This is a genomic window from Rhizobium sp. RAF36 (assembly GCF_052114105.1).
Taxonomy (GTDB): Bacteria; Pseudomonadota; Alphaproteobacteria; order Rhizobiales; family Rhizobiaceae; genus Rhizobium.
On sequence record NZ_JBFREC010000005.1, the window covers coordinates 119,740 to 143,397 of the forward strand.

The 23,658-nt window shown below is 61.5% G+C and carries 31 protein-coding genes; 20 read left to right on the forward strand and 11 right to left on the reverse strand.

Features of this window, described 5'->3' with window-relative positions; genetic code table 11:
* The first annotated feature begins 132 nt into the window (after positions 1 to 132).
* The gene (locus AB4Z25_RS18600) at positions 133 to 453 is read left to right on the forward strand and encodes a hypothetical protein (protein ID WP_112389648.1); all 321 of its coding nucleotides are present in this window, start codon (positions 133 to 135) and stop codon (positions 451 to 453) included.
* Between the two features lie 18 nt (positions 454 to 471).
* Here the strand turns inward: AB4Z25_RS18600 and AB4Z25_RS18605 are convergent, their stop codons facing one another.
* Both AB4Z25_RS18605 and AB4Z25_RS18610 read right to left on the reverse strand, forming a co-directional pair.
* The gene (locus AB4Z25_RS18605) at positions 472 to 1,755 is read right to left on the reverse strand and encodes an O-acetylhomoserine aminocarboxypropyltransferase (protein ID WP_112537440.1); all 1,284 of its coding nucleotides are present in this window, start codon (positions 1,753 to 1,755) and stop codon (positions 472 to 474) included.
* Positions 1,756 to 1,858: 103 nt separating this feature from the next.
* Positions 1,859 to 2,287 carry a CoA-binding protein gene (locus tag AB4Z25_RS18610; RefSeq protein WP_112537441.1) on the reverse strand — a complete coding sequence of 143 codons (429 nt, stop codon included), beginning with the start codon at positions 2,285 to 2,287 and terminating at the stop codon, positions 1,859 to 1,861.
* A gap of 95 nt (positions 2,288 to 2,382) precedes the next feature.
* Between AB4Z25_RS18610 and AB4Z25_RS18615 the strand changes: the two genes are divergently transcribed.
* Positions 2,383 to 2,706, forward strand: coding sequence for a hypothetical protein (locus tag AB4Z25_RS18615; protein WP_442208817.1), 324 nt, complete (start codon positions 2,383 to 2,385; stop codon positions 2,704 to 2,706).
* 446 nt (positions 2,707 to 3,152) lie between these two features.
* Positions 3,153 to 3,989: a DMT family transporter gene (locus AB4Z25_RS18620; protein WP_112537442.1), complete on the forward strand. Its 837-nt coding sequence runs from the start codon at positions 3,153 to 3,155 to the stop codon at positions 3,987 to 3,989.
* A gap of 3 nt (positions 3,990 to 3,992) precedes the next feature.
* Here the strand turns inward: AB4Z25_RS18620 and AB4Z25_RS18625 are convergent, their stop codons facing one another.
* Both AB4Z25_RS18625 and AB4Z25_RS18630 read right to left on the reverse strand, forming a co-directional pair.
* Complete coding sequence (locus AB4Z25_RS18625) at positions 3,993 to 4,226, reverse strand: methionyl-tRNA formyltransferase (protein WP_442208818.1); 234 nt, start codon at positions 4,224 to 4,226, stop codon at positions 3,993 to 3,995.
* Positions 4,227 to 4,229: 3 nt separating this feature from the next.
* On the reverse strand, positions 4,230 to 5,063 hold the full coding sequence (locus AB4Z25_RS18630) for an enoyl-CoA hydratase (protein ID WP_112537443.1): 834 nt from the start codon (positions 5,061 to 5,063) through the stop codon (positions 4,230 to 4,232).
* Positions 5,064 to 5,137: 74 nt separating this feature from the next.
* Between AB4Z25_RS18630 and AB4Z25_RS18635 the strand changes: the two genes are divergently transcribed.
* Positions 5,138 to 5,569 (forward strand): PaaI family thioesterase, encoded by a 432-nt coding sequence (locus tag AB4Z25_RS18635; protein WP_112537444.1) that lies wholly within the window; start codon positions 5,138 to 5,140, stop codon positions 5,567 to 5,569.
* A 43-nt stretch (positions 5,570 to 5,612) separates the two neighbouring features.
* On the opposite strand, the gene AB4Z25_RS18640 is transcribed toward AB4Z25_RS18635, so the two are convergent.
* Complete coding sequence (locus AB4Z25_RS18640) at positions 5,613 to 5,765, reverse strand: hypothetical protein (protein ID WP_162698667.1); 153 nt, start codon at positions 5,763 to 5,765, stop codon at positions 5,613 to 5,615.
* Between the two features lie 26 nt (positions 5,766 to 5,791).
* On the opposite strand from AB4Z25_RS18640, the gene rplM reads away from it, so the two are divergent.
* The gene (gene rplM, locus AB4Z25_RS18645; protein WP_112389641.1) at positions 5,792 to 6,256 is read left to right on the forward strand and encodes a 50S ribosomal protein L13; all 465 of its coding nucleotides are present in this window, start codon (positions 5,792 to 5,794) and stop codon (positions 6,254 to 6,256) included.
* Between the two features lie 2 nt (positions 6,257 to 6,258).
* Entirely contained in the window at positions 6,259 to 6,726 is a 468-nt protein-coding gene (gene rpsI, locus AB4Z25_RS18650; RefSeq protein ID WP_112389640.1) for a 30S ribosomal protein S9, read from the forward strand.
* Between the two features lie 55 nt (positions 6,727 to 6,781).
* On the opposite strand, the gene AB4Z25_RS18655 is transcribed toward rpsI, so the two are convergent.
* Entirely contained in the window at positions 6,782 to 7,159 is a 378-nt protein-coding gene (locus AB4Z25_RS18655; RefSeq protein ID WP_112537581.1) for a VOC family protein, read from the reverse strand.
* 289 nt (positions 7,160 to 7,448) lie between these two features.
* On the opposite strand from AB4Z25_RS18655, the gene cml reads away from it, so the two are divergent.
* From cml to AB4Z25_RS18680, 5 genes are all read left to right on the forward strand, one after another.
* On the forward strand, positions 7,449 to 8,627 hold the full coding sequence (gene cml / locus AB4Z25_RS18660) for a CmlA/FloR family chloramphenicol efflux MFS transporter (RefSeq protein ID WP_112537445.1): 1,179 nt from the start codon (positions 7,449 to 7,451) through the stop codon (positions 8,625 to 8,627).
* Between the two features lie 92 nt (positions 8,628 to 8,719).
* The gene (locus AB4Z25_RS18665; RefSeq protein WP_112537446.1) at positions 8,720 to 9,088 is read left to right on the forward strand and encodes an antibiotic biosynthesis monooxygenase family protein; all 369 of its coding nucleotides are present in this window, start codon (positions 8,720 to 8,722) and stop codon (positions 9,086 to 9,088) included.
* On the forward strand, positions 9,078 to 10,031 hold the full coding sequence (gene speB / locus AB4Z25_RS18670; RefSeq protein WP_112537447.1) for an agmatinase: 954 nt from the start codon (positions 9,078 to 9,080) through the stop codon (positions 10,029 to 10,031). Before AB4Z25_RS18665 ends, speB begins: the two co-directional genes overlap by 11 nt.
* A gap of 80 nt (positions 10,032 to 10,111) precedes the next feature.
* Entirely contained in the window at positions 10,112 to 11,035 is a 924-nt protein-coding gene (gene argC, locus AB4Z25_RS18675) for an N-acetyl-gamma-glutamyl-phosphate reductase (RefSeq protein ID WP_112537448.1), read from the forward strand.
* Between the two features lie 57 nt (positions 11,036 to 11,092).
* Positions 11,093 to 11,878, forward strand: coding sequence for a sulfite exporter TauE/SafE family protein (locus AB4Z25_RS18680; RefSeq protein ID WP_112537449.1), 786 nt, complete (start codon positions 11,093 to 11,095; stop codon positions 11,876 to 11,878).
* Positions 11,879 to 11,880: 2 nt separating this feature from the next.
* Here AB4Z25_RS18680 and AB4Z25_RS18685 read toward each other — a convergent pair whose 3' ends face one another.
* The gene (locus AB4Z25_RS18685) at positions 11,881 to 12,288 is read right to left on the reverse strand and encodes a DoxX family protein (protein ID WP_112537450.1); all 408 of its coding nucleotides are present in this window, start codon (positions 12,286 to 12,288) and stop codon (positions 11,881 to 11,883) included.
* Positions 12,289 to 12,447: 159 nt separating this feature from the next.
* Complete coding sequence (locus AB4Z25_RS18690; RefSeq protein ID WP_112537451.1) at positions 12,448 to 13,551, reverse strand: COX15/CtaA family protein; 1,104 nt, start codon at positions 13,549 to 13,551, stop codon at positions 12,448 to 12,450.
* A gap of 113 nt (positions 13,552 to 13,664) precedes the next feature.
* On the opposite strand from AB4Z25_RS18690, the gene AB4Z25_RS18695 reads away from it, so the two are divergent.
* The gene (locus AB4Z25_RS18695) at positions 13,665 to 13,874 is read left to right on the forward strand and encodes a DUF2842 domain-containing protein (protein WP_112516994.1); all 210 of its coding nucleotides are present in this window, start codon (positions 13,665 to 13,667) and stop codon (positions 13,872 to 13,874) included.
* 121 nt (positions 13,875 to 13,995) lie between these two features.
* Positions 13,996 to 15,234, forward strand: coding sequence for a GNAT family N-acetyltransferase (locus tag AB4Z25_RS18700; RefSeq protein WP_112537452.1), 1,239 nt, complete (start codon positions 13,996 to 13,998; stop codon positions 15,232 to 15,234).
* A 3-nt stretch (positions 15,235 to 15,237) separates the two neighbouring features.
* Here the strand turns inward: AB4Z25_RS18700 and AB4Z25_RS18705 are convergent, their stop codons facing one another.
* The gene (locus AB4Z25_RS18705) at positions 15,238 to 17,385 is read right to left on the reverse strand and encodes a GumC family protein (protein ID WP_442208819.1); all 2,148 of its coding nucleotides are present in this window, start codon (positions 17,383 to 17,385) and stop codon (positions 15,238 to 15,240) included.
* A 191-nt stretch (positions 17,386 to 17,576) separates the two neighbouring features.
* On the opposite strand from AB4Z25_RS18705, the gene AB4Z25_RS18710 reads away from it, so the two are divergent.
* From AB4Z25_RS18710 to AB4Z25_RS18735, 6 genes are all read left to right on the forward strand, one after another.
* Entirely contained in the window at positions 17,577 to 18,152 is a 576-nt protein-coding gene (locus AB4Z25_RS18710) for a polysaccharide biosynthesis/export family protein (RefSeq protein WP_112537454.1), read from the forward strand.
* A gap of 6 nt (positions 18,153 to 18,158) precedes the next feature.
* Complete coding sequence (locus AB4Z25_RS18715) at positions 18,159 to 19,322, forward strand: glycosyltransferase family 4 protein (protein WP_112537455.1); 1,164 nt, start codon at positions 18,159 to 18,161, stop codon at positions 19,320 to 19,322.
* A 66-nt stretch (positions 19,323 to 19,388) separates the two neighbouring features.
* Positions 19,389 to 20,948 carry an undecaprenyl-phosphate glucose phosphotransferase gene (locus AB4Z25_RS18720; protein WP_112537456.1) on the forward strand — a complete coding sequence of 520 codons (1,560 nt, stop codon included), beginning with the start codon at positions 19,389 to 19,391 and terminating at the stop codon, positions 20,946 to 20,948.
* Entirely contained in the window at positions 20,945 to 22,198 is a 1,254-nt protein-coding gene (locus AB4Z25_RS18725; RefSeq protein ID WP_112537457.1) for an O-antigen ligase family protein, read from the forward strand. The genes AB4Z25_RS18720 and AB4Z25_RS18725 overlap by 4 nt, the downstream gene beginning before the upstream one ends.
* Before the next feature lie 31 nt (positions 22,199 to 22,229).
* Positions 22,230 to 22,523: a helix-turn-helix transcriptional regulator gene (locus AB4Z25_RS18730; RefSeq protein ID WP_112537458.1), complete on the forward strand. Its 294-nt coding sequence runs from the start codon at positions 22,230 to 22,232 to the stop codon at positions 22,521 to 22,523.
* A gap of 64 nt (positions 22,524 to 22,587) precedes the next feature.
* Entirely contained in the window at positions 22,588 to 22,737 is a 150-nt protein-coding gene (locus tag AB4Z25_RS18735) for a hypothetical protein (protein ID WP_310298328.1), read from the forward strand.
* Positions 22,738 to 22,740: 3 nt separating this feature from the next.
* Here the strand turns inward: AB4Z25_RS18735 and AB4Z25_RS18740 are convergent, their stop codons facing one another.
* Entirely contained in the window at positions 22,741 to 22,953 is a 213-nt protein-coding gene (locus AB4Z25_RS18740) for a hypothetical protein (protein WP_112537459.1), read from the reverse strand.
* 176 nt (positions 22,954 to 23,129) lie between these two features.
* Here AB4Z25_RS18740 and AB4Z25_RS18745 point away from each other — a divergent pair, with 176 nt between their 5' ends.
* Entirely contained in the window at positions 23,130 to 23,363 is a 234-nt protein-coding gene (locus tag AB4Z25_RS18745; protein WP_112517002.1) for a DUF982 domain-containing protein, read from the forward strand.
* Between the two features lie 13 nt (positions 23,364 to 23,376).
* Here the strand turns inward: AB4Z25_RS18745 and AB4Z25_RS18750 are convergent, their stop codons facing one another.
* On the reverse strand, positions 23,377 to 23,598 hold the full coding sequence (locus tag AB4Z25_RS18750) for a hypothetical protein (protein ID WP_112537460.1): 222 nt from the start codon (positions 23,596 to 23,598) through the stop codon (positions 23,377 to 23,379).
* Positions 23,599 to 23,658 lie beyond the last annotated feature (60 nt).

Consider the following 23,658-nt stretch of genomic DNA (forward strand, 5'->3'; position numbering starts at 1 on the left):
GAGCTAATTTATGATTAGCTCATCTTGAGGGGCTGGGGGCCGCTCGATGCGAAAAGGGGTCCGCCGTGGTAGGGCGTGGCGGGCCCCGTTCGCGTTCGTGCGCTGGAACAGCAGAAAAATCACGAGGCATGCATGTCCGGGACGAACGAGTTCATCGCGGAGGTGACGAGGGCTGCCAGCGAGGTCCAGACACTTGGGCCGGATGATGCGCGGCGCTTCATCCTTCGATCCGTAAGCACAATACGCGAAATGCGCCAGCTTGTCGGGATTCCGAGCAACGGAAGCTACGACACCGTCTTCGATCTCCTGAAGATCGCTACCTCGGCCGGCCAGCAGCCACCCAGCGACCTGGCAAGAGCACTGCTGATGGCAGCCGACATGATGCGCACGCTGCATATGGTCATCGACAGCCGCGACGCGATCTCGCTCACCGGCATCTGCCAGTCGCGATAGCGCCGCGGCAGCGCATCATCAGATCTTGGCGAGCGACTGCTCGAGATCGGCGATGATGTCCTTGACGTCCTCGATACCGACGGAGAGACGCACGACATCAGGACCGGCGCCGGCGGCGATCCGCTGGTCGTCGGTCAGCTGGCGGTGTGTCGTCGAGGCCGGGTGGATCACCAGCGAGCGGGTGTCGCCGATATTGGCGAGGTGCGAGAAGAGCTCCAGCCCCTCGACGAAGGTCTTGCCCGCCTCGTATCCGCCCTTGATGCCGAAGGTGAAGACCGATCCGGCGCCCTTTGGCGAATAGCGCTGCTGCACTGCGTGGTTCGGATCATCATCGAGACCGGCATAATTGACCCAGGCTACCTTGCTGTGCGCCTTCAGCCATTTGGCGACCGCGATGGCATTGTCGCTGTGGCGCTGCATGCGCAGCGGCAGCGTTTCGATGCCTGTCAGGATCAGGAAGGCGTTGAAGGGCGCGATCGCCGGGCCAAGGTCGCGCAGGCCGAGTACACGGCAGGCGATGGCGAAGGCGAAATTGCCGAAGGTCGAGTGCAGCACGACACCGTTATATTCCGGGCGCGGGCTCGACAGCATCGGATAATTGCCGGATTTCGACCAGTCGAACGTGCCGCCATCGACGATGATGCCGCCCATCGAATTGCCATGGCCGCCAAGGAACTTGGTCAGCGAATGAATGACGATATCGGCGCCGTGTTCGATCGGGCGGATGAGATAGGGCGATGCCATCGTGTTGTCGACGATCAGCGGCAGGCCGTGCCTGTGCGCCACTTCCGCAATCGCAGCGATATCAACGAAAGTACCGCCCGGATTGGCAAGGCTCTCGATGAAGATCGCGCGGGTGTTGCCGTCGATATGCTTCTCGAAGCTCGCCGGATCCTCGACATCGCCCCAGCGGACCTGCCAGCCGAAATTATCGAAGGCATGGCCGAACTGGTTGATCGAGCCGCCATAGAGGCGCTTGGCGGCGACGAAATTGTCGCCCGGGCGCATGATCGTGTGGAAGACGATCATCTGCGCGGCGTGACCCGATGCGACGGCGAGCGCGGCGGTGCCGCCCTCAAGTGCTGCGACACGCTCTTCGAGCACCGCCTGAGTCGGGTTCATGATGCGGGTGTAAATATTGCCGAATGCCTGCAGGCCGAAGAGCGAGGCGGCGTGATCGGCGTCGTTGAAGACGTAGGCCGTGGTCTGATAGATCGGCGTGGCACGGGCGCCAGTCGCCGGATCGGGCTGCGCGCCCGCGTGGATTGCCAGTGTGTTGAAGCCTGGATTGTTCGTTGCCATGCCGTCCTCCCATTGCGTTGAATGGCGGCAGCATAGCCAAGGCGGCGCAAATGTTAATCGCCTGACGTTTCAACCGTCGGGAGAAATGTGGAAAATCCGTTCGCTATCCGGCAAGCCGCGGAATTTCGATTGCCGGGCAGCGGTCCATCACCACCTTGATGCCGCCGGCCTCGGCGCGGCGGGCTGCATCGTCGTCGCGCACGCCGAGCTGAGCCCAGATCACCCGCGGGCGGACGGCCAGCGCCAGAGTTTCGGTCACCACCTCCTGCAGATATTCGGAGGCGCGGAACACATCGACCATATCGACGGGAACAGGAATATCCTCGAGCCTGCCGTAGACCATCTGCCCATGGATCGTCTTGCCCGCCTGCCCCGGATTGACCGGGATTACCTCGTAGCCGCGTGACAGGAGATACCCCATCACGCCGTTGCTCGGGCGCGCCGGGTTCGGCGACGCGCCCGTCAGCGCAATCGTCTTCACGGAATTCAGAATTTCGGCGATGTAGGCATCGCTGTAGTGATCATGATCCATCGGCCCATCCCCCGCAGCCATTTTTTCACCCGGTTGAAACCTGCAGTTCTTTCAGGCGTATATATAGCCATACGGGTTCCAAGGAGGAATGGCCCATGAAAAAACTTGTGCTGACAATTGCGATCGTGCTGGCGGCCTCGCCTTCCTTCGCGATCTCGCGTCTCAATCCGCTATCGATGACCTGCCAGAGCGCGCGCGCCGCCATCCACAATCAGGGCGCGGTGATCTTCCGCTGGACCTCGCCGCGCGGACTGCCGCTCTATGACCGGTTCGTGCGCAACAGCCGCTTCTGCGACGCCAATGAGTATGCCGAATGGAAAAACATCCCGACGCGCGACGACCGGTCCTGCCCGGTCCTCAACTGCCAGAACATCGACAACCTGGACGGGACATTTTTTGTTCCGAACCACTCATTGTAACGTATCGATGCGTGTTGGAAACCGTTCTCACAGTGCTGAAAGGCGCATGCCTACTCGCGCCTTTCAGCATCGATTGTGCCGAAATGCACCCTATGGGCGCACAATCTACGGCATACCAAAGTAATAGAATAATCTCTATATTTCAGTAAGATAACTAAATGGTGAAATAGACCGCAAGGCGATGTTCACTTTTTGTTTTTTCTTTAAGCCAGCTTCGTTCCCGCATATATTAGAGACACCTCACAGTTGAGTGGCGGGAATAAAAATAAACGCATCGGGAGTGCACGCAGGAAGGGTCCGACGCAGCTCCAATCTCCTCGCCTGCGACACCGTTCCCGGCGATAATCATAGCGTCAGGTTGCAAAATAATCCGGGCGCATTGATTTTCGGCGTGGCGAAGCTCATACCGCTGATGTTCTCCCGCCTCCCCGCTCCGGTTTGCGATCTTGCCCCTCGACGTCATTCTTCTGGTTCTCTTCGGCGCCCTTCTCCACGCGACATGGAACGCCATCATCAAGGCAGGCACCGACAAGTCGCTCGACGCGGCATTGATCTCTGCAGGCGGCGCAGTCGCTGCACTTCCCTTCCTGGCATTTCTGCCGCTGCCGAATGCTGCGGCCTGGCCGTTCATCGGCGTCTCCGCCATCCTGCAATTTGCCTATTTCCAGCTGGTTGCCGGTGCCTACCGGGCCGGTGACATCGGGCTCGTCTATCCGCTGATGCGCGGTTGCGCACCACTGCTGATCGCCGCCACAAGCAGCTTCGTGCTCGGCGAAACGCTGTCAGGCGGCGCACTGATCGGAACGATGACGATCTGCGCCGGCATCCTGACGCTGGCCTTCGAAGCCAGACACGGCAGCCGCCACGCCATCATGCTGGCCCTTATCAATGCCTGCGTGATCGCCACCTACACCTATGTCGATGGCATCGGCGCACGGATATCCGGCAATGCGATCTCCTATACGCTGTGGATGTCGCTGCTGCCGCCGGTGCTCTTGTTTGCCTGGGCGATATCGCGGCGCGGCGCCCGCGTGGTCGCCATCCACGTGCGCGTTCACTGGTGGCGTGGCCTGATTGGCGGCTCGGGCTCGATCGCCTCCTATGGACTGGCGCTCTGGGCTATGACCAAAGCGCCGGTCGCGACCGTCGCCGCGCTACGCGAAACCTCGATCCTCTTCGCACTGGTGATCTCGGTCGTCGTGCTGAAAGAGCGCGCCAGCCCCTGGCGCTACCTCGCCGGCGTCATTATTGCCGCCGGCGGGCTAATCTTGAAGCTCGGATGAGTTTCATCTGAAGCCGAATTCCCTTCCGAGGAACTGGAAAAGCTGCCTAGCGGCCTCTTCGTCCAACTGGATAGTCTGGCTCAGCTTACCGGTGTCTTTGCGTGTATCCCGCCCGTATGTCGAGATTTGAATAAGACGCCGACCGTCATACTCGTGTGAGAAAATTTTCGCGTCAATTGGATCATGGAGCTGGAACCGCTGCATCGATGCGAGTTCAAATTTGGTAATACGTGCCAACTTTTACTCCTCCGGCCAGACAGGGATGCGCTTACCGAGGAAAGCGCCGATTCCTTCTTCCGCGTCGGCCGTCAGCATGCTGTCGACCATGACTTCGGCGGCGAAGGTGTAGGCTTCCTCGACCGGCATTTCGAGCTGGCGATAGAAGGCTTCCTTGCCGATGCGGATCGCTTCCGGCGACTTCGAGGCGATGACGGAGGCGTATTTCGTCACCACCTGGGTCAGGTATTGTTTCGGCACGATGCGGTTGACCAGACCGAAATCCTTGGCGGTCGAGGCATCGATGGTCTCGCCGGTCAACAGCATTTCCATCGCCTGCTTGCGATGCGCGGCCCGAGATATCGCAACCATCGGCGTCGAGCAGAACAGGCCGATATTGACGCCCGGCGTGCAGAAGGTCGCGGTGTCGGTGCAGATCGCCAGATCGCAGGACGCGACCAGCTGGCAGCCGGCGGCGGTCGCCAGACCGTCGATCTCGGCGATCACCGGTTTCGGCAGGCGGGTGATTTCGAGCATCAGATCGGCGGCAAGCGCAAAGCTCTCCTCGAAGAAGGCAACGCCATCATCGGCATCGGCGCGATGCGCCGTCAGCTCCTTCAGGTCGTGCCCGGCAGAGAAGATGTTGCCGGTAGAGGCGATGATGACGACGCGCACCGACGAATCCTCGCCGGCGGCCTGCAACTCGCCCATCAGCGTTTCCATGACGGCGATCGACAACGCATTGGCCCGCGGATTGTTCAGGGTGAGCCTGAGAACCCCGTCATTCAGCTGGCGCAGCACCAGCGCAGCCCCGCCCGCCTTGTCTGGATCTTTCCGGAAGGAAACGACTTCGGCCATTGGTCTAACTCCCTGCAATCATCTTTCGTGCTAGATGTTCTGCCACAGCCTGCCGGCAATTTCGAGGTGAACAGATGCAACCGGTCATGACGATCGACGAGGTCCACCGTTTTCTGGAGACGGACTTTCCGCAGATCCATACGGACGGGCGGGTGCTCAAGGTGATCGACATCGCGCCCGGTAAGGCCTCGATGCGGCTCGACCCGGCCGATCGGCATCTGCGGCCCGGCGGGACGATTTCAGGACCGGCGCTCTTCACCCTGGCGGATGTCACCGCCTATATCGCAGTGCTCTCGCATATCGGCCCTGTGGCGCTTGCCGTCACCACGAATCTCAACATCAATTTCCTCAGATTCCCGAAGCTGGAACCCACCTTCTGCACCTGCCGGATTCTCAAGCTCGGCAGGCGTCTGGCAGTGATCGAGGCATCGATATTTCAGCGCGATGAGAGCGAATTGATCGCGCACGCCACCGCCACTTACTCGATTCCACCCCGGGAAATATGAGGTACCATAATACCATATACCTTATCGCATTGATATTGCTTGTCTATTTTTTCAGATAGCCGATTGCGCGATGTTGACCCGGGAAAGGGTTGCCTTTATACACACCGCCAGAACGCAGCCTTTCCGGGCTGCTTTCTTTTTGGCTGTCTCCGGACACCAAACCAAGCAACAAGAAACGCCCTTCGCCTTCGGGCATAAGGGATCCAAAAGAGAGTAACTACTATGGCAACTTTCTCCCAGAAGCCTGCAGAGGTGGAGAAGAAGTGGGTCATCATCGACGCCGAAGGGCTTGTCGTTGGCCGTCTCGCTTCCGTAATCGCTATGCGTCTGCGCGGCAAGCACAAGGCAACCTTCACGCCTCACGTTGACGACGGCGACAACGTCATCGTCATCAATGCCGACAAGGTCGTCTTCACCGGCAAGAAGTATTCCGACAAGGTTTACTACTGGCACACCGGCTACGCCGGCGGCATCAAGGAACGTACTGCTCGCCAGATCATCGAAGGCCGCTTCCCGGAGCGCGTTCTCGAGAAGGCTGTTGAGCGCATGGTTCCGCGCGGACCGCTCGGTCGCCGCCAGATGAAGAACCTGCGCGTTTACGCTGGTTCCAACCATCCTCACGAAGCACAGCAGCCCGTCGTTCTCGACGTCGCCAAGCTGAACAAAAAGAATGTAAGGAGCGCCTAAGAATGGCTGACCTCTCCTCCCTGAAGGATCTCGGCACGTCTTCCGAAGCAGCTGCTCCGGTTCACGTCCGTAAGGTCGACTCGCTTGGCCGTTCCTACGCGACCGGCAAGCGCAAGAACGCTGTCGCCCGCGTATGGCTCAAGGCCGGCTCCGGCAAGATCATCGTCAACGGCAAGGAATTCACGGAATACTTTGCACGTCCGGTTCTGCAGATGATCCTGCGTCAGCCGATCTTCGCTGCTGCCCGCGACGGCCAGTTCGACATCATCGCGACGGTTGCAGGCGGCGGTCTTTCCGGCCAGGCCGGTGCCGTTCGTCACGGTCTCTCCAAGGCCCTCACCTACTTCGAGCCGGGCCTGCGTCCGGTCCTGAAGAAGGGTGGCTTCCTGACCCGCGACAGCCGCGTCGTCGAGCGTAAGAAGTACGGTAAGGCCAAGGCTCGCCGTTCCTTCCAGTTCTCGAAGCGTTAATCGCTTTCTGGACATTGCTTTGCGGAAAGGCCGGGCTTTTGCCCGGCCTTTTTGTTTATTCAGGCTTGAAGAAGAACGCCTCGAGCCGGTAGCCATCCGGATCGATGATGAAGGCCGCGTAGTAGAACTGGCCGTAGTCAGGGCGAATTCCCGGTGTGCCGTTGTCTTCGCCGCCATTCGCCATGCCGGCGGCATAGAACGCGTTGACGGCTTCCTCGCTGCGTGCCGTGAAGCAGAAATGCAGGCCCGAGCCGCGATCGGCGGGGACCGGGCGTTCTACCTGACTGACCCAGAAAGCAGGCTTGTCGGCGCCATAACCCACCGTACCATCGAAATTCGACAGCCGCTCATAGCCGAGCGGCGCCAGCAACGCATCGTAGAACTGGCGCGATCTCTCGAGATCCTTCACTCCGATCGATACGTGATCGAACATGCCCATCAGTCTCTCCTCTTCGGTTGAACCAAGCTTCTTTGAAGCGATGGATGAAGTCAACGGATGCCGTGCGGGGTCGCGGCGGTGCTTGATCGCCATCGGCAGGACTGCTAGACCGGCAGCAGGTTTTCACCTGACAAGGCAGGAGCTGATATGGGAGGCATCCCGTCCGCAGACAGATAGGCCGCAGCAACCTTTTGATGTTGTTGCGGCGTCTGTCCCATCTATCCAGACTGCGATGAGAAGGCAGATCGCCGCCGAATGAACTCGTTCGAGCGGATGAACACTCATGTCTTCCCAAAATAGAAACTGGACCTATTCCCTGCCGACGGCACTGCTGCTCATGGCACCTTTCGATATCCTCGCCTCGCTTGCCATGGATATCTACCTCCCCGTTGTTCCCAAAATGCCTGCCGCGCTCGGTACGTCACCTAACATCATCCAGATGACGCTCAGCCTCTACATGCTGATCCTTGGTGCCGGTCAGCTGCTCTTCGGCCCGCTTTCCGATCGCACCGGAAGGCGGCCGGTCCTGCTTGGTGGTGCGCTGCTCTTTGCCCTCTCCTCGCTCTTGCTGGCGGCGACCTCATCGGCCTCCGCCTTCGTTGCGCTCAGGCTGCTGCAAGCCGCCGGGGCATCGGCAGCACTTGTGGCGACATTCGCAACGGTGCGGGATGTCTATGCCACACGGCCGGAGGGTGCGGTGATCTACAGCCTGCTCGGGGCCATCCTGTCTTTCGTCCCGGCCCTTGGGCCGATCGCCGGCGCGCTGATCGCAGATCATTTCGGATGGCGCATGATCTTCACGGTGCTTGGCGCGATGATGCTGGTGGCGATCATCAATGCATTTGCCGGCTGGCACGAGACGAGACCAGCGACGGCGGCGAGCACGGTGATCGATGTGCGACCCATTCTGGCAAGCGGGACGTTCTGGACCTACACGATAGGATCCAGCGCGGCGCTGGGTTCGTTCTTCGTCTTCTTCTCGACAGCCCCACGGGTGCTGATCGAAAAGGCCGGGCTCTCGCAAATGGCCTTCAGCCTCTCCTTCGCGACAGCCGCCATCGTGATGATCGCCGCCGCCCGCTTCGCAGGCCGTCTGGTGAGGGTTTGGGGAACGGCGGGCAGCCTTGCGCGCGGCATGGGGCTGCTGCTTCTCGGCGCCTTGCTCCTCGCTCTCGGCGAATTCTTCCTTGCCCCATCTTTCGCCAGCTTCGTGCTTCCGATGTGGGTCATCTCGGCCGGTATCGTGCTCAGCATGGCGGTAACAGCCAACGGAGCGCTGGCGGCGTTCGGCGACAAGGCGGGAACTGCAGTGGCTCTTTATTCCTGCATCCAGAGCCTCATCGTCGTCGTCGCAGGCACGGCCTTCGTGCTGTTGTTGAACGATGAAACGGCGTGGCCATTGGTGAGCTATTGCACCGCGTCGGCAGCCGTTACACTTATCGCGCTTCGCCGTATCTGCTGACCCTGCAACCATGGAGGCGGCGGCAGGTTCGCCGCCTCTCACTTGCAATCGGCTGAATCCTCGCCTAGGCCTTTTCCCGAAGAGGAATTGCCATGCCGACCCCGCCCTCACCCTTTGCCGAGACCCCGCAGCCGCCCTACTACGTCGTCACCTTTTCCTCGATCCGCACCGCGGGAGATCAAGGATATGAGGCGATGGCCGATCGCATGGCCGAGCTTGCGCTGCAGCAGCCGGGCTGTCTCGGGGCCGAGAGCGCGCGGGATGCGGATGGCTTCGGCATCACCAATTCCTATTGGGCCGACGAGGAAAGCCTGAAGGCGTGGAAACAGGTTGCCAGCCACCTCGCCGCCCAGCGTATCGGCCGCGATCGCTGGTACAGGCAATACAAGGTTCGCATCGCGCGCGTCGAACGCGCCTATGAATTCACCGCCCCGGAGGAAGGGAGCCCCAATGGCCAATAAGACCATCGACCACGCCTTTACCGCCGCCAGCCTGACATCGGCAGCGAGCGATCCGACCTTTGCCGGCGCGCTCTCCTTCATGCGCCGCCGGTTTACTAAGGATCTTGCGGGCGTCGACGTTGCCGTCTGGGGCGTGCCTTTCGATGCCGCGGTCTCCAATCGCCCGGGTACGCGCTTCGGACCGCAGGCGATCCGCCGGGCGTCGGCGATCTTCGACAACGATCCGCAATATCCGTTCAACCGTGACCTCTTCACCGATATGGCGGTCATCGACTATGGCGACTGCCTGCTCGACTACGGCAATCACCAGGAGACGCCCGCGGCGATCGAGCGGCAGGCGCAGACGATCCTCGACAGCGGCGCCTTCATGCTGACGCTCGGCGGCGATCATTACGTGACCTGGCCGATCCTCAAGGCGCATGCGGCCAAGCATGGACCGCTGGCTCTGGTGCAGTTCGACGCCCACCAGGACACCTGGCTCGACGATGCCGGGCGCATCGACCACGGCTCCTTCGTGGCGCGCGCAGTGCGCGACGGCATCATCGATCCCGACCGTTCGATCCAGATCGGAATCCGCACCCATGCGCCTGATGATTGTGGCATCGCCATCCTCTACGGCCATCAGGTCGAGGACATGAGCGCCTCGGAGATCGCCTCGACGATCATTTCGCACACCAAGGGTGCTCCCGCCTATCTGACCTTCGATATCGATTGCCTCGATCCGGCCTTCGCACCCGGCACTGGCACGCCGGTTGCGGGTGGCCCGTCGAGCGCGAAAATCCTCTCGGTTCTACAGCGGCTGCATCAGCTCGATATTCGTGGCGCCGATGTCGTCGAGGTCTCGCCGCCCTACGATCATGCCGATGTCACCGCCATTGCGGGGGCGACGGTCGCGATGTATATGCTGGGCCTTCACGCAGAGAGGCGCGCAGCCGCCAAATGACGGCTGTTATCAAACTGATTCAACTTCATGGCAAACTGATTCCGGAACAGTCCGGAACTCATTGAAAGCGCAGGATTATCATGGCAGCGAAGATATTCATTGATGGCGAAGCTGGTACGACGGGTCTGCAGATCCGCGAGCGCCTGGCTGGCCGCCGTGATATCGAACTGCTGTCGATCCCGGCCGAAAGCCGCAAGGACAAGTCTGTCCGCGCCGAGCTTTTGAACAAGGCCGATGTCGCGATCCTCTGCCTGCCTGACGATGCCGCCAAGGAAAGCGTCAGCCTGATCGAGAACGACACCACCAAGGTGATTGACGCCTCGACGGCGCATCGCGTTGCCGAAGGCTGGGCCTATGGCTTTGCGGAACTCAGCAAGGATCAAGCCGGTGTCATCGCCTCGGCCAAGCGTGTCGCCAATCCGGGCTGCTGGCCGCAGGGCCCGATCGCCATGCTGCGTCCGCTCGTCGAAGGCGGTCTTGTGCCCGCCGATTACCCTGTCACCGTCAACGGCATCTCGGGTTACAGCGGCGGCGGCCGGACGATGATCGAGGATTATGTCGCCAAGGGTGAAGACGCGCCTGAATACATGCCCTACGGCCTGAGCTTCAAGCACAAGCACCTGCCGGAGTTGCAGCGCTATGCCAAGCTCGGCCGCGTACCGTTCTTCCAGCCGGTCGTCGGCAATTTCGCGCAGGGTATGGTCGTCACCGTGCCGCTGCAGCTGTCGCATCTGCAAAAAGTGCCGACTGGCGCTGAAATCCATGCGGCGATCGCCGACTATTTTGCCGGTATCAAGGGTGTCGTCGAAGTGGCGCCGTTCGAGAACACCGAACGGACGCCGGATCTCAACCCGGAGATCTACAACGACACCAACCGCATGCGCCTTCATGTGTTCGCCAATGATGCGAATGCACAGGCGCTGCTGGTCGCCGTCTATGACAATCTCGGCAAGGGTGCCTCGGGTGCTGCCGTGCAGAACATGGACCTGATGATCGGCGCGTGATTTGGCGGGTGGCCGCGCCTGGCGCGGCCGCCTCCCTCCGCATATGTCCAGGCCACCATGCCCCTCTCCTTCGACGCTCTCTCCTCCTGGCTTTCATCCGCGCTGCCGGACCATGGCGTCCACGCGCTGATCGCCTTCGCGTTCATCGCCGGGCTCGCCCGCGGTTTTTCAGGATTTGGTGCGGCGCTGATCTTCATTCCGCTTGGCGGCGCGATCGTCGGGCCGAAGCTGATCTCGCCGGTGCTTCTCATGATCGACGGCCTGGCGACCCTCGGCATGATCCCGGCTGCCTGGCGCAACTCGAACCGGCGCGAGGTCTTCGTCATGGCGGCGGGTGCGGTACTTGGCGTTCCGGCGGGAACGGTCGTGCTGACGCTGATGGATCCGCTGGTGCTGCGCTGGATCATCTGCGGCACGGCAATCTGCCTGCTCGCACTTCTGATCTCCGGCTGGCGCTATCACGGCGAACCATCGGCACCGCTGAGTTCCGGCGTCGGCCTGCTTGCCGGGCTCTTCAGCGGTGCGGCCCAGCTCGGCGGGCCGCCCGTCGTCGCCTATTGGCTCGGGGGCAAGAGCAACTTTCAGCGCGTCCGCGCCAACGTTATCTTCTACTTCTCGATCTCCAGCATCTTCACGACGATCAGCTACTACGTCGGCGGCCTGTTCGTGCAGGCGGTATTTGCGTTGACGATCGTCATTCTTCCGGCCTATGCGGCTGGGCTTTACGGCGGCTCGAAGCTGTTCGGCCTAGCGAAAGAAAGCACCTTCCGCCTGACCTGCTATCTGTTGATCGCCGCATCGGCGATCTTCGGCATGCCTGCGCTGGATGGCATCTTGCGCTAGCGTCAGGCGGGCCTGCGCAGCAGACCGAGATTGGCACTCAGCTTTTCGCCCGGGCCATGAGCAAAGGCAAACAGCAGTCCGGCAAGAAATGTGAAATGATCGACGAAGAAGCCGAATTCGGCCTGGTTGCCTTCCCAGCGGTTCGGACCGTGGAAAGCGAAAGCAAGGAAGATCACATAGACGCCGGCAGCAAGCGCCGCCTCGCTGAAGAAGGCGCCGCTCAGCAGTGCGACAGCAAGCCCGACCTCGAAAAAGGCGGCGATCCAGGAGAGCAACAGCGGCAGCGGAAAACCTGCGGCGGCAATATAACCGGCGGTCGCTCCCATATCCATGAATTTGAAGCTTGCCGCCATGACGAACAGGCCGCCGAAAATCAGCCGTGCCACGAGAATTGCGATTGTCTTACCCATTGTCCTACCCTCTTTTGCGGCCGAAGCCGTGTGAACTATGCCACAAGGACGGATGGTGGCGAGGGTTGCCGACAATGACGCATGCGAATTTTCCGGCAAAATCGAAAAAGCCGCGGAGCATCTGCACCGCGGCTTGAAACATGCGGACACGAATAGGCGTCAGTCGCGTTCGGCGATCGTGGTCTGCCGCGAGAACTCCCCGTAATAGCCGCGCCAGTTGGCGATGGCGAAGCCGAAGACGACGAGCGCGCCGCCCTGATGCAGCAGGCCCCAATGCAGCGGCACGTGCAGCAGCAGCGTGGTGATGCCGATCGCCGCCTGGATGGTCACCAGCGCGAAGAGCACGACGGCGCGGCGCGCATGCGTGGTTGCCGGTGCGGCGCGCAGGGCGATCACCACATTGATCAGCGTCAGCGCGAACAGGGTGTAGGCGCCGACACGGTGGATGAACTGAACGGTCTTCGGGTTCTCGAAGAAGTTGATCCAGGCCGGCTGCTGGATCAGCAGATCGCCCGGAACGACGGAACCATCCATCAACGGCCATGTATTATAGGTGAAACCCGCATCCAGACCGGCGACGAGCGCGCCGAGATAGATCTGGAACAGCGCGAAAATGGCGATCACCGCCGCCCAGCGTCTGGAGCTCTGCGTCGGCGCTGCATCATCGGAATGCGGCGAGAGCCCCCGCATGATCCACATGCAGGAGGCAAAGATCAGACAGGCCATGACCAGATGGGTCGCAAGGCGATATTGGCTGACATCGGTGCGCACGGAGAGACCGGAGGACACCATCCACCAGCCGATGAAGCCCTGCAGACCGCCGAGCGCCAGAATACCCGCAAGCGGCCAGCGCAGGCGGCGCTCCACCTTGCCGGTGATCCAGAAATAGAGAAGCGGCAGGCCGAAGATGACGCCGATGCCGCGGGCAATCAGCCGGTGTGCCCATTCCCACCAGAAGATGCCCTTGAACTCTTCGACCGTCATGTCGCTGTTCAGCTGCTGGAACTCGGGAATGCGCTGGTAGAGCTTGAATTCCTCGTCCCATTCCGTGGCATTCAGCGGCGGGATGACGCCGTGGATCGGCTTCCATTCAGTGATCGACAGGCCGGAATTGGTCAGCCGCGTGGCGCCGCCGACCAGCACCAGACAGAAGAGCGCCAGCAGCACGAAACCCAGCCAGATGCGCAATGCGCGGCGGTTGCGATCCTGCTTGCGGACTTCGCCCCGGATTGCCTGCTCGGTGGTCATATTCGCGACGGCCATGATTGCTCCTTCGTTACGGCAGTTGATTTGCCCCAGCGGCTCATGCAAAACAAGCCCCGAACCTTTGCGGCATGCCGTCGCGCTGTCCAAGCAACCCGGAAGATTGAACTGATATGCCCGTTCGCCTGCGCAAATTCATCGGCACGATCCTGATCATCGTCCTCGTGCTCGCCTATGCGCTGATCGCGAATACGATCGCCGTCGCCACGCTTGGCGAGGCGCCCTGGTGGGGCCACCTGCTCTATTTCGCGCTGACCGGCATGCTCTGGGTGCTTCCCGCCATGCTGATCATCAAGTGGATGGCCGGGCCGAAGCAGCAATAGCGCATTAACGCGCAGATAACCGTGATCGGCGGAAAAGCGCGCGCCACCGCCTACGTTTAAATCCTCGATAGGCTCCGCAGCGCTATATCCTCTGGCAAGCAATCTTGACCGGAGAATTCCCGTGAGGACCCAGAAGCTCGATGCCGACCAGCAGCCGCTCGACGACGCAGGCAAGGCCGACGCCGGCATTTCGCGGCTGAGGTCGCTCAGCGCCAAGCTGGCGATCGCCGAACTGGATGTAAGCGTCCACGATGCGATGGAGCCGCTGGAGCGCGATTGGCGGACGCTGGAGAAGGACCACCTCACCTCTCTGCATCAGGGCTACGAATGGGGCCGCTCCTGGGTGCGCGCCTACAAACGGCCGCTGGCAATCCTCAAGGGCAGCACGCATGGCAAGGTTGCCTTCATCCTGCCGGTCGAGATCGATAGCAGCCACGGCGTCCGGATCGCCCGCTTCATCGGCGCCGATCACAGCAATATCAACACCGGCCTGTTTTCCGAACATTTCGTGGAAGCCTTCGAGGATCTCGATCCGCAGCGCTTTGCCGAAATCCTGAAACAGGCGCTGCAGGGCAAAGCCGATCTTCTGCTGCTGCAGAACATTCCGCTCGAATGGCGCGGGCGGCGAAACCCTCTCGGCCTGCTGCCGATGGTGCAAAACCAGAACCATGCCTATCAGCTGCCGCTGCTCGACAATTTCGAGGCAACGCTGAAGCAGGTGAATGCCAAGAGCCGCCGCAAGAAGTTCCGCGTCCAGTCGAAGCGGCTGGAGGCCGTCGGCGGGTTCGACTATGTGGATGGGGGCGCGGCTGGCGAACAGCACGCGCTGCTCGACCTGTTCTTCAAGCAGAAGGCGGAGCGCTTCCGCACCCTCGGTCTGCCCGACGTTTTTGCCGATGCTGAGACGAAAGCCTTCCTGCACGGCCTTATCGATATTCGCGACGGCGGCGACTACGGCCTGGAAATGCATGCGCTGCGGCTGAAGGGCGAGCTTGCGGGCAAGATTGCCGCGGTTTCAGGCATCTCGCGCAAGGGCGATCACATTATCTGCCAGTTCGGCGCGATCGATGAGAGCCTGGTACCGGATTCGAGCCCCGGCGAATTTCTCTATTGGCAGATGATATCGGGGCTGCAGGGCAAGGGCGTATCGCTCTTCGACTTCGGCCTTGGAGACCAGACCTACAAGCGCTCTTGGGCGCCTGTCGAGACCAGCCATCACGATGTGGTTCTGCCGCTGTCGCTGAAGGGATCGATCGCCGGCGCGGCGCATCGCGCCATCACCAGAAGCAAGGCCTTCATCAAGGCCCGGCCGGGTTTCTATCGTGCCGCCCAGCGCGTTCGCGCCAGGATCGGCATCTGATCGTCACGCCGCGTGGCGGGCAACATCAGGCTCGGCGGCTTCCCCGCCCGACATCAGCACGACGCGCTGATAGCCGGCCTTTTCGAATTCCGTCATGGCATGGACGAACTCGTCCTCCAACACTTCGGGCATCGACAGGATGATTTCGACATCCTTGCTGCGGGTCAGACGCGAGACGCCGGCCACATCGGCCGCGCCGCATTCGACGACGACGATATCGTAGGCCGACATCAGCGCATCGAGAAGCAGCGAGAGCCGATCGGCCCCGCGCATGGCCTGACGCACGTCGCTATTCCCCTGCGGAATGAGATGGGCGTCCGAGGCGCGGTCGCCGTGGATCGTGTCGCCGAAAGCGGCAACGCCGCAAAGCAGATCGGTCACGCCGGGCGCTTTCAGATCTTCGGCCATCAGAACCGTCGGATAACCGGAGCCGGTCATGTCGACCAGAATGGTGCGCTGGCCGGATGCCGAGAGCTTGCGGGCCAGTGCGACGGTTGCTGCCGATCCATCGTCACCAACGGGTGATATGGCGATTGCCAGCGGCGCGCGGCTGCTGGTCAGGTATTCGGCAACGGAGCCGATCGAGAACTCGTTGTCGTCAGCGGGCTCTACGGTTTCTGCCGGCTCTTCGACGGCCACTTCTTCCTCGTGTGCAGACAGCATGCTCGACGGTGCGGCGCGTTTGGACTTGACCGGCGCGGCAGCGGTGAGCGTTTCGTCTTCGGTCCGGGCGATCGGGACGGCGGATGCACCGACGGGGCGCAGCGCACGGCCGCTGAAAAGCTCTGCCAGCATGATGAAGATCGAGGTGAGGATCAGCGTTGCGAAAGCGGCAACGATGACGATCGGCACGACCTTCGGGAAATAGGGATCGACCGGCTGGACAGCCTTGGAAACGATGCGGGCGTCGGCTGGGCTGGAATTGCTGTCGGCACGAGAGGCGGCCTCGCGGTAGCGGACGAGATAGGTCTCGAGCAGCTGGCGCTGGGCATTGGCTTCGCGCTGCAGGGCATTGAGGCCGACTTCATCTTCACCGGCCTTGGCGCTATTCTGCTGCAGTGTAGTGGACTGGCGCTCGAGCTCGGCGGCACGAAGGTCGGCGACCTTCGATTCATTCTCGATGCTGGTCAGGATCTTCTGCGTCTCCTGGCGGATCTGCGTCTTGATGTCGGCGAGCTGGGCCCGCAGGCTACGAAGCCTCGGGTGGTTGTTGAGCAGCGATGTGCTGAGATCGGAAATCTGCGACTGCAGGCCGGACTCGGTGCCTTTCAGCCGCTGCATCGACTGCGATGCCATGATATCCGGCAGCGTATCGGACGGTGCGCCCGACGACAGGGCATTGCGAACGGCCTGTGCGCGGGCCTCGGCATTGGCCTTCTCGCCACGGACGCGCGTCAGCTCCGCGGAAATATCGTTCAGCTGCTGGGTCGGGAAATTGCTGCCGCCATTGGTGGGCAGCAAGCCATATACCGAGCGGTATTCGGCAACCTTCTGCTCGGCATCGCTGACCTTCTGACGCAGGCTTTCGATCTCGGGCTCCAGCCAGCGGGTCGCTTCGGAGTTGGAATCGAGCTTCGCGCCGCTTTGGGTAGCGAGATAGACGGAGGCCATCGCATTGGGGATGCGGGCGGCGAGCTTCGGATCCTTGGAGGTGAAGTTGATGCCGATGACGCGGGAGCCCGGCACCTGGAAGACCTGCAGGCGCTCCGTGAACGCATCGATGACGCGTTCTTCCGGCGGGTTCTCGGCCGGGTTCTTCTTCAGATGCAACGCAATCAGGATATCGGTCAGCGCCGAGCCGTTCGCGGCTTCGTCGAATTCGGGAAGCTCGTAAAGCTTCTCGCTGTTAATGACCTTCTTGATCAGATCGGCCGATTGCAGCAGCTGCACCTGGCTGGCGATGTTCAGTTCGTCCAGCAGCGGCCCGGCATTGGCGTCGGCAGACTGGGTGTTGGCGAAGGCCGGTGCGCGCTGTTCGATCAGCAACCGCGTTTCGCCGCGGTATTTCGGAGCAATCATCTTGGCGCCGGCAAAGGCGACCCCTGCCCCGACCAGCGTGATCGCGACGACCTTGAGCCGCCGTTCCCATACCGCACGGACAAGCTGGCCAAGATCGATATCGACATCCTGATTACCCGTTACGCCGGACATACTCGCACTCCAAGAACAAAGGTGTGGCGAAGGGTAAACGACTATAGTAACCCAAGCGTTAATTACCGGCTGGGCAAGTAAGGCGCCCAAACCTGCCGTCTTCCAAAAAATCCTGCAAATTTTTACCGGGCATTAACCCTAACGGATTGATAACGACAGGGACCAAGTTCGTTTCCTGTGAGCACAGTCGGATGCCTTTCGCAAAGCCCAAGATGTTTCTGGCCCTGAGCCTTGCCGCCATGACTGCGGCATTGAGCGGCTGCAACACCTATAAGCCGGCGCCGAAGGCTTTCCAGCAGGCGACGATCCAGCCCTATACGCTGGATAGCGGTGACCGGCTGCGGATCACCGTCTTCGATCAGCCGAGCATGACCAACAGCTACACCGTCGACCAGGCAGGCTATGTCGCCTTCCCGCTCGTCGGTCAGGTTCCTGCCCGCGGCCGCACGCTGCAGCAGCTGTCCGGCCAGCTTGCCGCCAAGCTCAAGCAGGGTTATCTGCGCGATCCTGACGTCACCATCGATGTCGATCGCTACCGTTCTATCTACGTCATGGGTGAAGTCGGCCAGCCCGGCCAATATGCCTATGTTCCAGGCCTGACCGTGCAGAACGCCATTGCGGTGGCCGGCGGCTTCTCTTCCCGCGCCAATCAGGCAAGCGTCGACGTGACACGCAAGATCAACGGCCAGGTCATCACCGGCCGCGTCAACATCTCGTCCGCCATCATTGCCGGCGACACCATCTACGTCCGCGAACGGCTGTTCTGATCGCATATGGCAGACGAACAACGGCCTCTCCGCATCATTCACTGCTTCAGGTCACCGGTCGGTGGCATTTTTCGCCATGTCCGCGATCTCGTCGAGGAGCACAGCAAAGCCGGTCACGAGGTCGGCATTCTCTGCGACAGTTCGACCGGCGGCGAGCACGAGGACCGGCTGTTCGACGACATCCGTCCCTACCTTTCGCTGGGACTGACGCGCGTGCCGATCCGCCGCGCCCCCGGCATCTCGGATATCCCTGTTATCTGGGATACATACAAGACGATCAAAAGTTTGCGGCCTGATGTGCTGCACGGACACGGCGCCAAAGGCGGTGTGCTCGCGCGGCTCGTTGGCTCAGCCCTGCGGGTGAACAGGTATCGCGTAGCCCGCCTCTATACCGCCCATGGCGGAAGCCTGCATTATTCCCGCACCTCGCTCCTCGGGCAATTCGTGCTCAAGATGGAGCGGCTGCAGGAATATCTGACCGACGCGCTCGTCTTCATCTGCGAATACGAGCGCGACACATATCTGAAGAAGGTCGGCAAGCCGAAGACCAAGACACGGCTGATCTATAACGGCATCGGGGAGCGCGACTTCCAGGTGATCCCGACCCGATCCGACGCCGTCCAGTTCATCTACATCGGCATGCTCAGGGACCTTAAGGGTCCCGATCTTTTTGTGGATGCCTTTGCCAGGACGGAGCGTCTGGCCGGGCGGCCGCTCTCGGCGCTGATGATCGGCGACGGCCCTGACCGCGACAAATACCGCGACATGATGGTCGAGCGCGGGCTGGGGAAACGCATCAGCATGCTGCCTGCGATGCGGGTGCAGGACGCCTTCGCCATGTCCGACAATGTCGTCGTCCCCTCCCGCGCCGAAGCCATGCCCTATATTGTTCTCGAAGCACTCGGCGCCAGCAAGACCGTCATCGCCAGCCGTGTCGGCGGCATCCCTGAGGTGCTCGGCAAGGACAGCAGCGCGCTGGTGGCGCCAGGCGACGCCGGTGATCTGGCGCGGGTGATGGCGGAGGCAATCGCCAAGCCCGGATGGGGGCGGCAGACCATGCCGTCGGCAGACGCCGTGAAGGCGGTTTTCTCCGCACCTGTGATGGCCAAGGATGTTCTGAAACTATACTACGAGCTCGTGGGTATGACGCCGCAGCCGGCAAATATATAAGATCTCGTAAATCTTTCTTAGGGGCTTGGTGTTAAGCCGTTCGTATCAACGAGCGGCGGTAGCCTCATGAACAAGGCAGAAAAGAACGATCAGTTCGACGTCGATACGCTGCGAAAGCGGGTTTCGGACATCAATGTGCGTGGCGACGGCGATGAAAAGCCGGACGAGACCGCGACCATCAACGCTTATGCGCTGCAGATCGCCGAGCAGTTCCGCGAAGGCACACATTCGCCTTCGATCATCATCGGCCAGTTCCGCCTGTTCGAATTCGCCTCGCAATTCCTGATCGGCCTGCTGGCATTCCTGATCTGGCCGGGCGACGGCAGCGAAAGTTTTGGGGCACGCGTGGCCATGGCCTTTGTGGCGGCGGCTCTTGCGGTCATCAGCCTGCAGATCAGCGATACCTATTCGATCCCGGCGCTGCGCTCGCGCGTTCGGCTGCTGCCGCGGATCTTCCTGTCCTGGGGCGCAGCCTTCATCGTCACGGCGCTGATCTTCGCGCTGGTGCGCGATGTATCGCTGACGCAGATCCAGATCCATCTGGCCTGGTTCTCGCTTTCCGGTCTCTTCCTCATCGGTACCCGCTTCCTCGTCGCCTACGGCATCCGCAACTGGGCGCGCAACGGCGTCATGGAACGGCGCGCCGTGATCGTGGGCGGCGGCGATCCGGCGAAAGATCTGATCCGCCTGCTCGAACTGCAGCCCGACAACGACATCCGCATCTGCGGCATCTTCGACGATCGCGGCGAGAAGCGCTCGCCGATCATGGTCGCCGGTTATCCGAAGCTCGGCACCGTCGCAGAGCTCGTCGAATTCGTCCGCCTGACGCGCATCGACATGCTGATCATCGCGCTGCCGCTCAGCGCCGAAGCGCGCATTCTGCAGCTCTTGAAGAAACTCTGGGTGCTCCCGGTCGATATCCGCCTTGCCGCCCATGCCAACCGCCTGCGCTTCCGCCCGCGCGCCTATTCGCATGTCGGCACCGTGCCGATGCTCGATATCTTCAAAAAGCCGATCCAGGACTGGGATTCGGTAGCCAAGCGCGGCTTCGACCTGTTTTTTGCGTCGCTGGCGCTGTTGCTGCTCTGGCCGGTGATGGTCGCCACGGCGATCGCCATCAAGCTGACCTCGAAGGGCCCTGTGTTCTTCATGCAGAAGCGCCACGGCTTCAACAACGAGATCATTAACGTCTTCAAGTTCCGCTCGATGTACACGCATCTGAGCGATCCCACGGCCAAGGCCGCCGTCACCAAGGGCGACCCGCGCGTCACCCCTGTCGGCCGCTTCATCCGCAAATCGTCGATCGACGAACTGCCGCAACTGTTCAACGTGCTGCGCGGCGAGTTGTCGCTGGTCGGCCCACGCCCCCACGCCGTTCTCGCCCAGGCCCGCGACCGCGCCTTCGGCGATGTCGTCGAAGGCTATTTCGCCCGCCACCGCGTCAAGCCCGGCGTCACCGGCTGGGCGCAGATCAACGGCTGGCGCGGCGAAGTCGACAACGACGACAAGATCAAGTTCCGCACGGCCTACGATCTCTACTATATCGAGAACTGGTCGCTCTGGTTCGATCTGAAGATCCTGTTCCTGACGCCGATCCGGCTGCTGAACACGGAAAACGCCTATTGAGCGCGATCGAGGCGACATACGCGCGCGTCTCCGACCCGCAGCGCGTGACGCTGCGGCTGATCGGCTCGGCGATGGTTGCCTTCGGCGTGTTCCTCTCGGGCTTCGTCATCGACGAGCCCGCGCCCTATGAGCTCTGGATGGCCGGGCTGACCGGCATCTGGTTCATCCTCGGCCTTCGCATCTCCCGCTACAGCGGCATCCTGCTCGCCCTGCTCCTCACCTTCAATGTCGGGGGCATGCTGTCGCTGACGCAGATGAAGGACATGACCGGCGGCCCGATGTATGTGGCGGTCTCCACCTTTCTGGCGCTGACCTCGGTCTTCTATGCGGCGATCATCGAGGACAATGCCAAGCGCCTCGTGCTGATCTTCAACGCTTGGGTCTTTGCCGCAGTCATCACCTCTGCGCTCGGCATTCTCGGCTATTTTCACGCCTTTCCCGGCTCCGAGGTGTTCACCCTCTACGACCGCGCCAAGGGCGCCTTCCAGGATCCGAACGTCTTCGGCCCCTTCCTCGTCGCCCCTTCCCTCTATCTTGTGCACGGGATGCTGACGCGCAGCCTCTTGAGCTCGCCGATCCGCGCCTTCGCGCTGCTGATCCTGGCGCTCGGCGTCTTCCTGTCCTTCTCGCGCGCCGCCTGGGGCCTGTTCCTCTTGACGATCGTCATCCTGATCTTCGTCATGCTGCTGAAGGAGCGCACCGGCGCCTTCCGGCTGAAGATCCTGCTGATGTCGATGACCGCCGTCATCCTGATGGTCGCCGCCTTGGTGATCGCTTTGCAGATTCCGCAGGTGGCCGATCTCTTCAGCACCCGCGCGCAGCTTGTCCAGCAATATGACGGCGAATATCTCGGCCGGTTCGACCGCCACCGCATCGGCTTCCAGATGATGATGGAACGACCCTTCGGCATCGGCCCGATGGTATTCGGCACGATTTTCCCCGAGGACGAGCACAATATCTGGCTGAAATGCCTGACAACATACGGCTGGCTCGGCTTCGTCACCTATGTGTCGATGCTGATCTGGACCATCTACCTCGGCTTCAAGAACCTCTTGAAGGACCGCCCCTGGCAGCCGTTCCTGATGATCGCCTGGATCTGCGTCATCGGCCACGCAACGATCGGCAACGTCATCGACATCGACCACTGGCGCCACGTCTATCTGCTGTTCGGGATCGTCTGGGGATGCTCGGCTCTGGAGCATCGCCACCAGCGCGAATTGGCAGGCGAAACCGCAGCCCGCGCCACTTGAGAAGCGCGCCATCCGCGCTACAATTCCTCTGATGATCACAGGAACACAGATACGCGGCGCGCGCGCCATGACCGGCATGAGCATCGAGGAACTGGCCGATGCCGCCGGGCTCTCGACACAGACGGTCTCCGCCCTCGAACATGGCACCGGCACGGGAGAACCGCAGGCGTTTCTCGCCGCCAAGCATGCGCTTGAGGCTGCCGGCATCGTCTTCATCGCCAGCGGCAGTCACGACGAAGGCGGCCCCGGCGTGCGGCTGAAAGCGCGCCCGAACGGCGATGACGGGCTGAGGCCAGAAGAGCTTAACGCCACCAACGACGACTGAGACGGAACCAAACCGGTTCTCATGCGTTTTCCGCCGCGCAATCAACGCGTTAAGGGAAAACATCTTGAATCGTAGCAATGGACTTTATTTCGTCATCGGCGCCCTGCTGGTCGTCGTCGTCGGCCTGGGGGCCTATATCTTCCACGAAGAACGCAAGCCTGAGGGCGTCGAGCTCAGCATCGGCCAGAACGGAATTTCCGTCGAGCAGAAGTAATCTTCAGAGGTAGGCCTTGGTCAGAGCGGCGAGCTTTGCGCCGTCCCTGACGCCCTGACGGTAGAGCTGGATCATCGCGGCGCCGAGGCGCTCGGCTTCCTGCGTCCGGCGGCCAACGCCCCGATCTTCGCAGACTTCATCCAGAATATTCGAGATCACGTCGAGATCCTCCGAAAATAACGGCAGGTCGCGCGGATGGATGGGTGTGGCGAGCATCGCAGCAGCACTTCATGAAGGCCTGATGCGGGACATCCGCAACGGCACGAATGGATTGGGAACGCGCTCACTATGCGCGCCGATCTCACGCTTTGCAACTGCCGGAAATTTATCGGGAACAAAGCCAGCGGGCGGGCGTTTGCTGGCAGGTTCCGTTCAGTATCGAAGATCGTGTCATGAGTCAGAGAAATTTCCCCTCCCCCGTCCGCGTCAAATCCGCAACCGCAGACCTTATCATTTCCACCGCCTGGGAGGCTGTCGAATTCCTCAAGCGCTGGCCAGGAAAGCGCGGCCGCGAATACCGCATCGCCATGCAGCATTGCCTCGATGCGCTCGATGGGCTGATCAGCGCCGGAAAGGCGCGGCTGTCCTTCATCACCGCCGTTCGCACGGCAGGACTGCTGGAATAGTGCCGATCACGCTTTAGTGTTTGCGGATCGGGATCACGTCCGCCAGACGCGGATGCAGGGCGCCATCGGTGATCGCCTTGCCGCTGATCTCGATCAGATATTCCTCGGCAAGCTCGCACAGCGCGCGCGCAACATCGCCGTCACCCCAACCCGCGCGCACCGCCGCCTCGGACAAGGCCTGAAACGCCTCGGCAAGCTGCCCGCGCGGACTGTCATCAAATCTGCGATCGGTCATGGCCGCCCCCATGCGCCGCTATGGCGCATGGGTGAAAGAATACGGCCCGCAGCGGAGAAA

Bases quoted from the DNA above. Each gene is read 5' to 3' on its own strand.
- AB4Z25_RS18600 (WP_112389648.1), top strand. From the start codon at position 133: ATGTCCGGGACGAACGAGTTCATCGCGGAGGTGACGAGGGCTGCCAGC.
- AB4Z25_RS18605 (WP_112537440.1), bottom strand. From the start codon at position 1,755: ATGGCAACGAACAATCCAGGCTTCAACACACTGGCAATCCACGCGGGC.
- AB4Z25_RS18610 (WP_112537441.1), bottom strand. From the start codon at position 2,287: ATGGATCATGATCACTACAGCGATGCCTACATCGCCGAAATTCTGAAT.
- AB4Z25_RS18615 (WP_442208817.1), top strand. From the start codon at position 2,383: ATGAAAAAACTTGTGCTGACAATTGCGATCGTGCTGGCGGCCTCGCCT.
- AB4Z25_RS18630 (WP_112537443.1), bottom strand. From the start codon at position 5,063: ATGGCCGAAGTCGTTTCCTTCCGGAAAGATCCAGACAAGGCGGGCGGG.
- AB4Z25_RS18635 (WP_112537444.1), top strand. From the start codon at position 5,138: ATGCAACCGGTCATGACGATCGACGAGGTCCACCGTTTTCTGGAGACG.
- AB4Z25_RS18640 (WP_162698667.1), bottom strand. From the start codon at position 5,765: ATGCCCGAAGGCGAAGGGCGTTTCTTGTTGCTTGGTTTGGTGTCCGGA.
- rplM (WP_112389641.1), top strand. From the start codon at position 5,792: ATGGCAACTTTCTCCCAGAAGCCTGCAGAGGTGGAGAAGAAGTGGGTC.
- rpsI (WP_112389640.1), top strand. From the start codon at position 6,259: ATGGCTGACCTCTCCTCCCTGAAGGATCTCGGCACGTCTTCCGAAGCA.
- AB4Z25_RS18655 (WP_112537581.1), bottom strand. From the start codon at position 7,159: ATGTTCGATCACGTATCGATCGGAGTGAAGGATCTCGAGAGATCGCGC.
- cml (WP_112537445.1), top strand. From the start codon at position 7,449: ATGTCTTCCCAAAATAGAAACTGGACCTATTCCCTGCCGACGGCACTG.
- AB4Z25_RS18665 (WP_112537446.1), top strand. From the start codon at position 8,720: ATGCCGACCCCGCCCTCACCCTTTGCCGAGACCCCGCAGCCGCCCTAC.
- speB (WP_112537447.1), top strand. From the start codon at position 9,078: ATGGCCAATAAGACCATCGACCACGCCTTTACCGCCGCCAGCCTGACA.
- argC (WP_112537448.1), top strand. From the start codon at position 10,112: ATGGCAGCGAAGATATTCATTGATGGCGAAGCTGGTACGACGGGTCTG.
- AB4Z25_RS18680 (WP_112537449.1), top strand. From the start codon at position 11,093: ATGCCCCTCTCCTTCGACGCTCTCTCCTCCTGGCTTTCATCCGCGCTG.
- AB4Z25_RS18685 (WP_112537450.1), bottom strand. From the start codon at position 12,288: ATGGGTAAGACAATCGCAATTCTCGTGGCACGGCTGATTTTCGGCGGC.
- AB4Z25_RS18690 (WP_112537451.1), bottom strand. From the start codon at position 13,551: ATGGCCGTCGCGAATATGACCACCGAGCAGGCAATCCGGGGCGAAGTC.
- AB4Z25_RS18695 (WP_112516994.1), top strand. From the start codon at position 13,665: ATGCCCGTTCGCCTGCGCAAATTCATCGGCACGATCCTGATCATCGTC.
- AB4Z25_RS18705 (WP_442208819.1), bottom strand. From the start codon at position 17,385: ATGTCCGGCGTAACGGGTAATCAGGATGTCGATATCGATCTTGGCCAG.
- AB4Z25_RS18710 (WP_112537454.1), top strand. From the start codon at position 17,577: ATGCCTTTCGCAAAGCCCAAGATGTTTCTGGCCCTGAGCCTTGCCGCC.
- AB4Z25_RS18715 (WP_112537455.1), top strand. From the start codon at position 18,159: ATGGCAGACGAACAACGGCCTCTCCGCATCATTCACTGCTTCAGGTCA.
- AB4Z25_RS18720 (WP_112537456.1), top strand. From the start codon at position 19,389: ATGAACAAGGCAGAAAAGAACGATCAGTTCGACGTCGATACGCTGCGA.
- AB4Z25_RS18730 (WP_112537458.1), top strand. From the start codon at position 22,230: ATGATCACAGGAACACAGATACGCGGCGCGCGCGCCATGACCGGCATG.
- AB4Z25_RS18740 (WP_112537459.1), bottom strand. From the start codon at position 22,953: ATGCTCGCCACACCCATCCATCCGCGCGACCTGCCGTTATTTTCGGAG.
- AB4Z25_RS18745 (WP_112517002.1), top strand. From the start codon at position 23,130: ATGAGTCAGAGAAATTTCCCCTCCCCCGTCCGCGTCAAATCCGCAACC.
- AB4Z25_RS18750 (WP_112537460.1), bottom strand. From the start codon at position 23,598: ATGACCGATCGCAGATTTGATGACAGTCCGCGCGGGCAGCTTGCCGAG.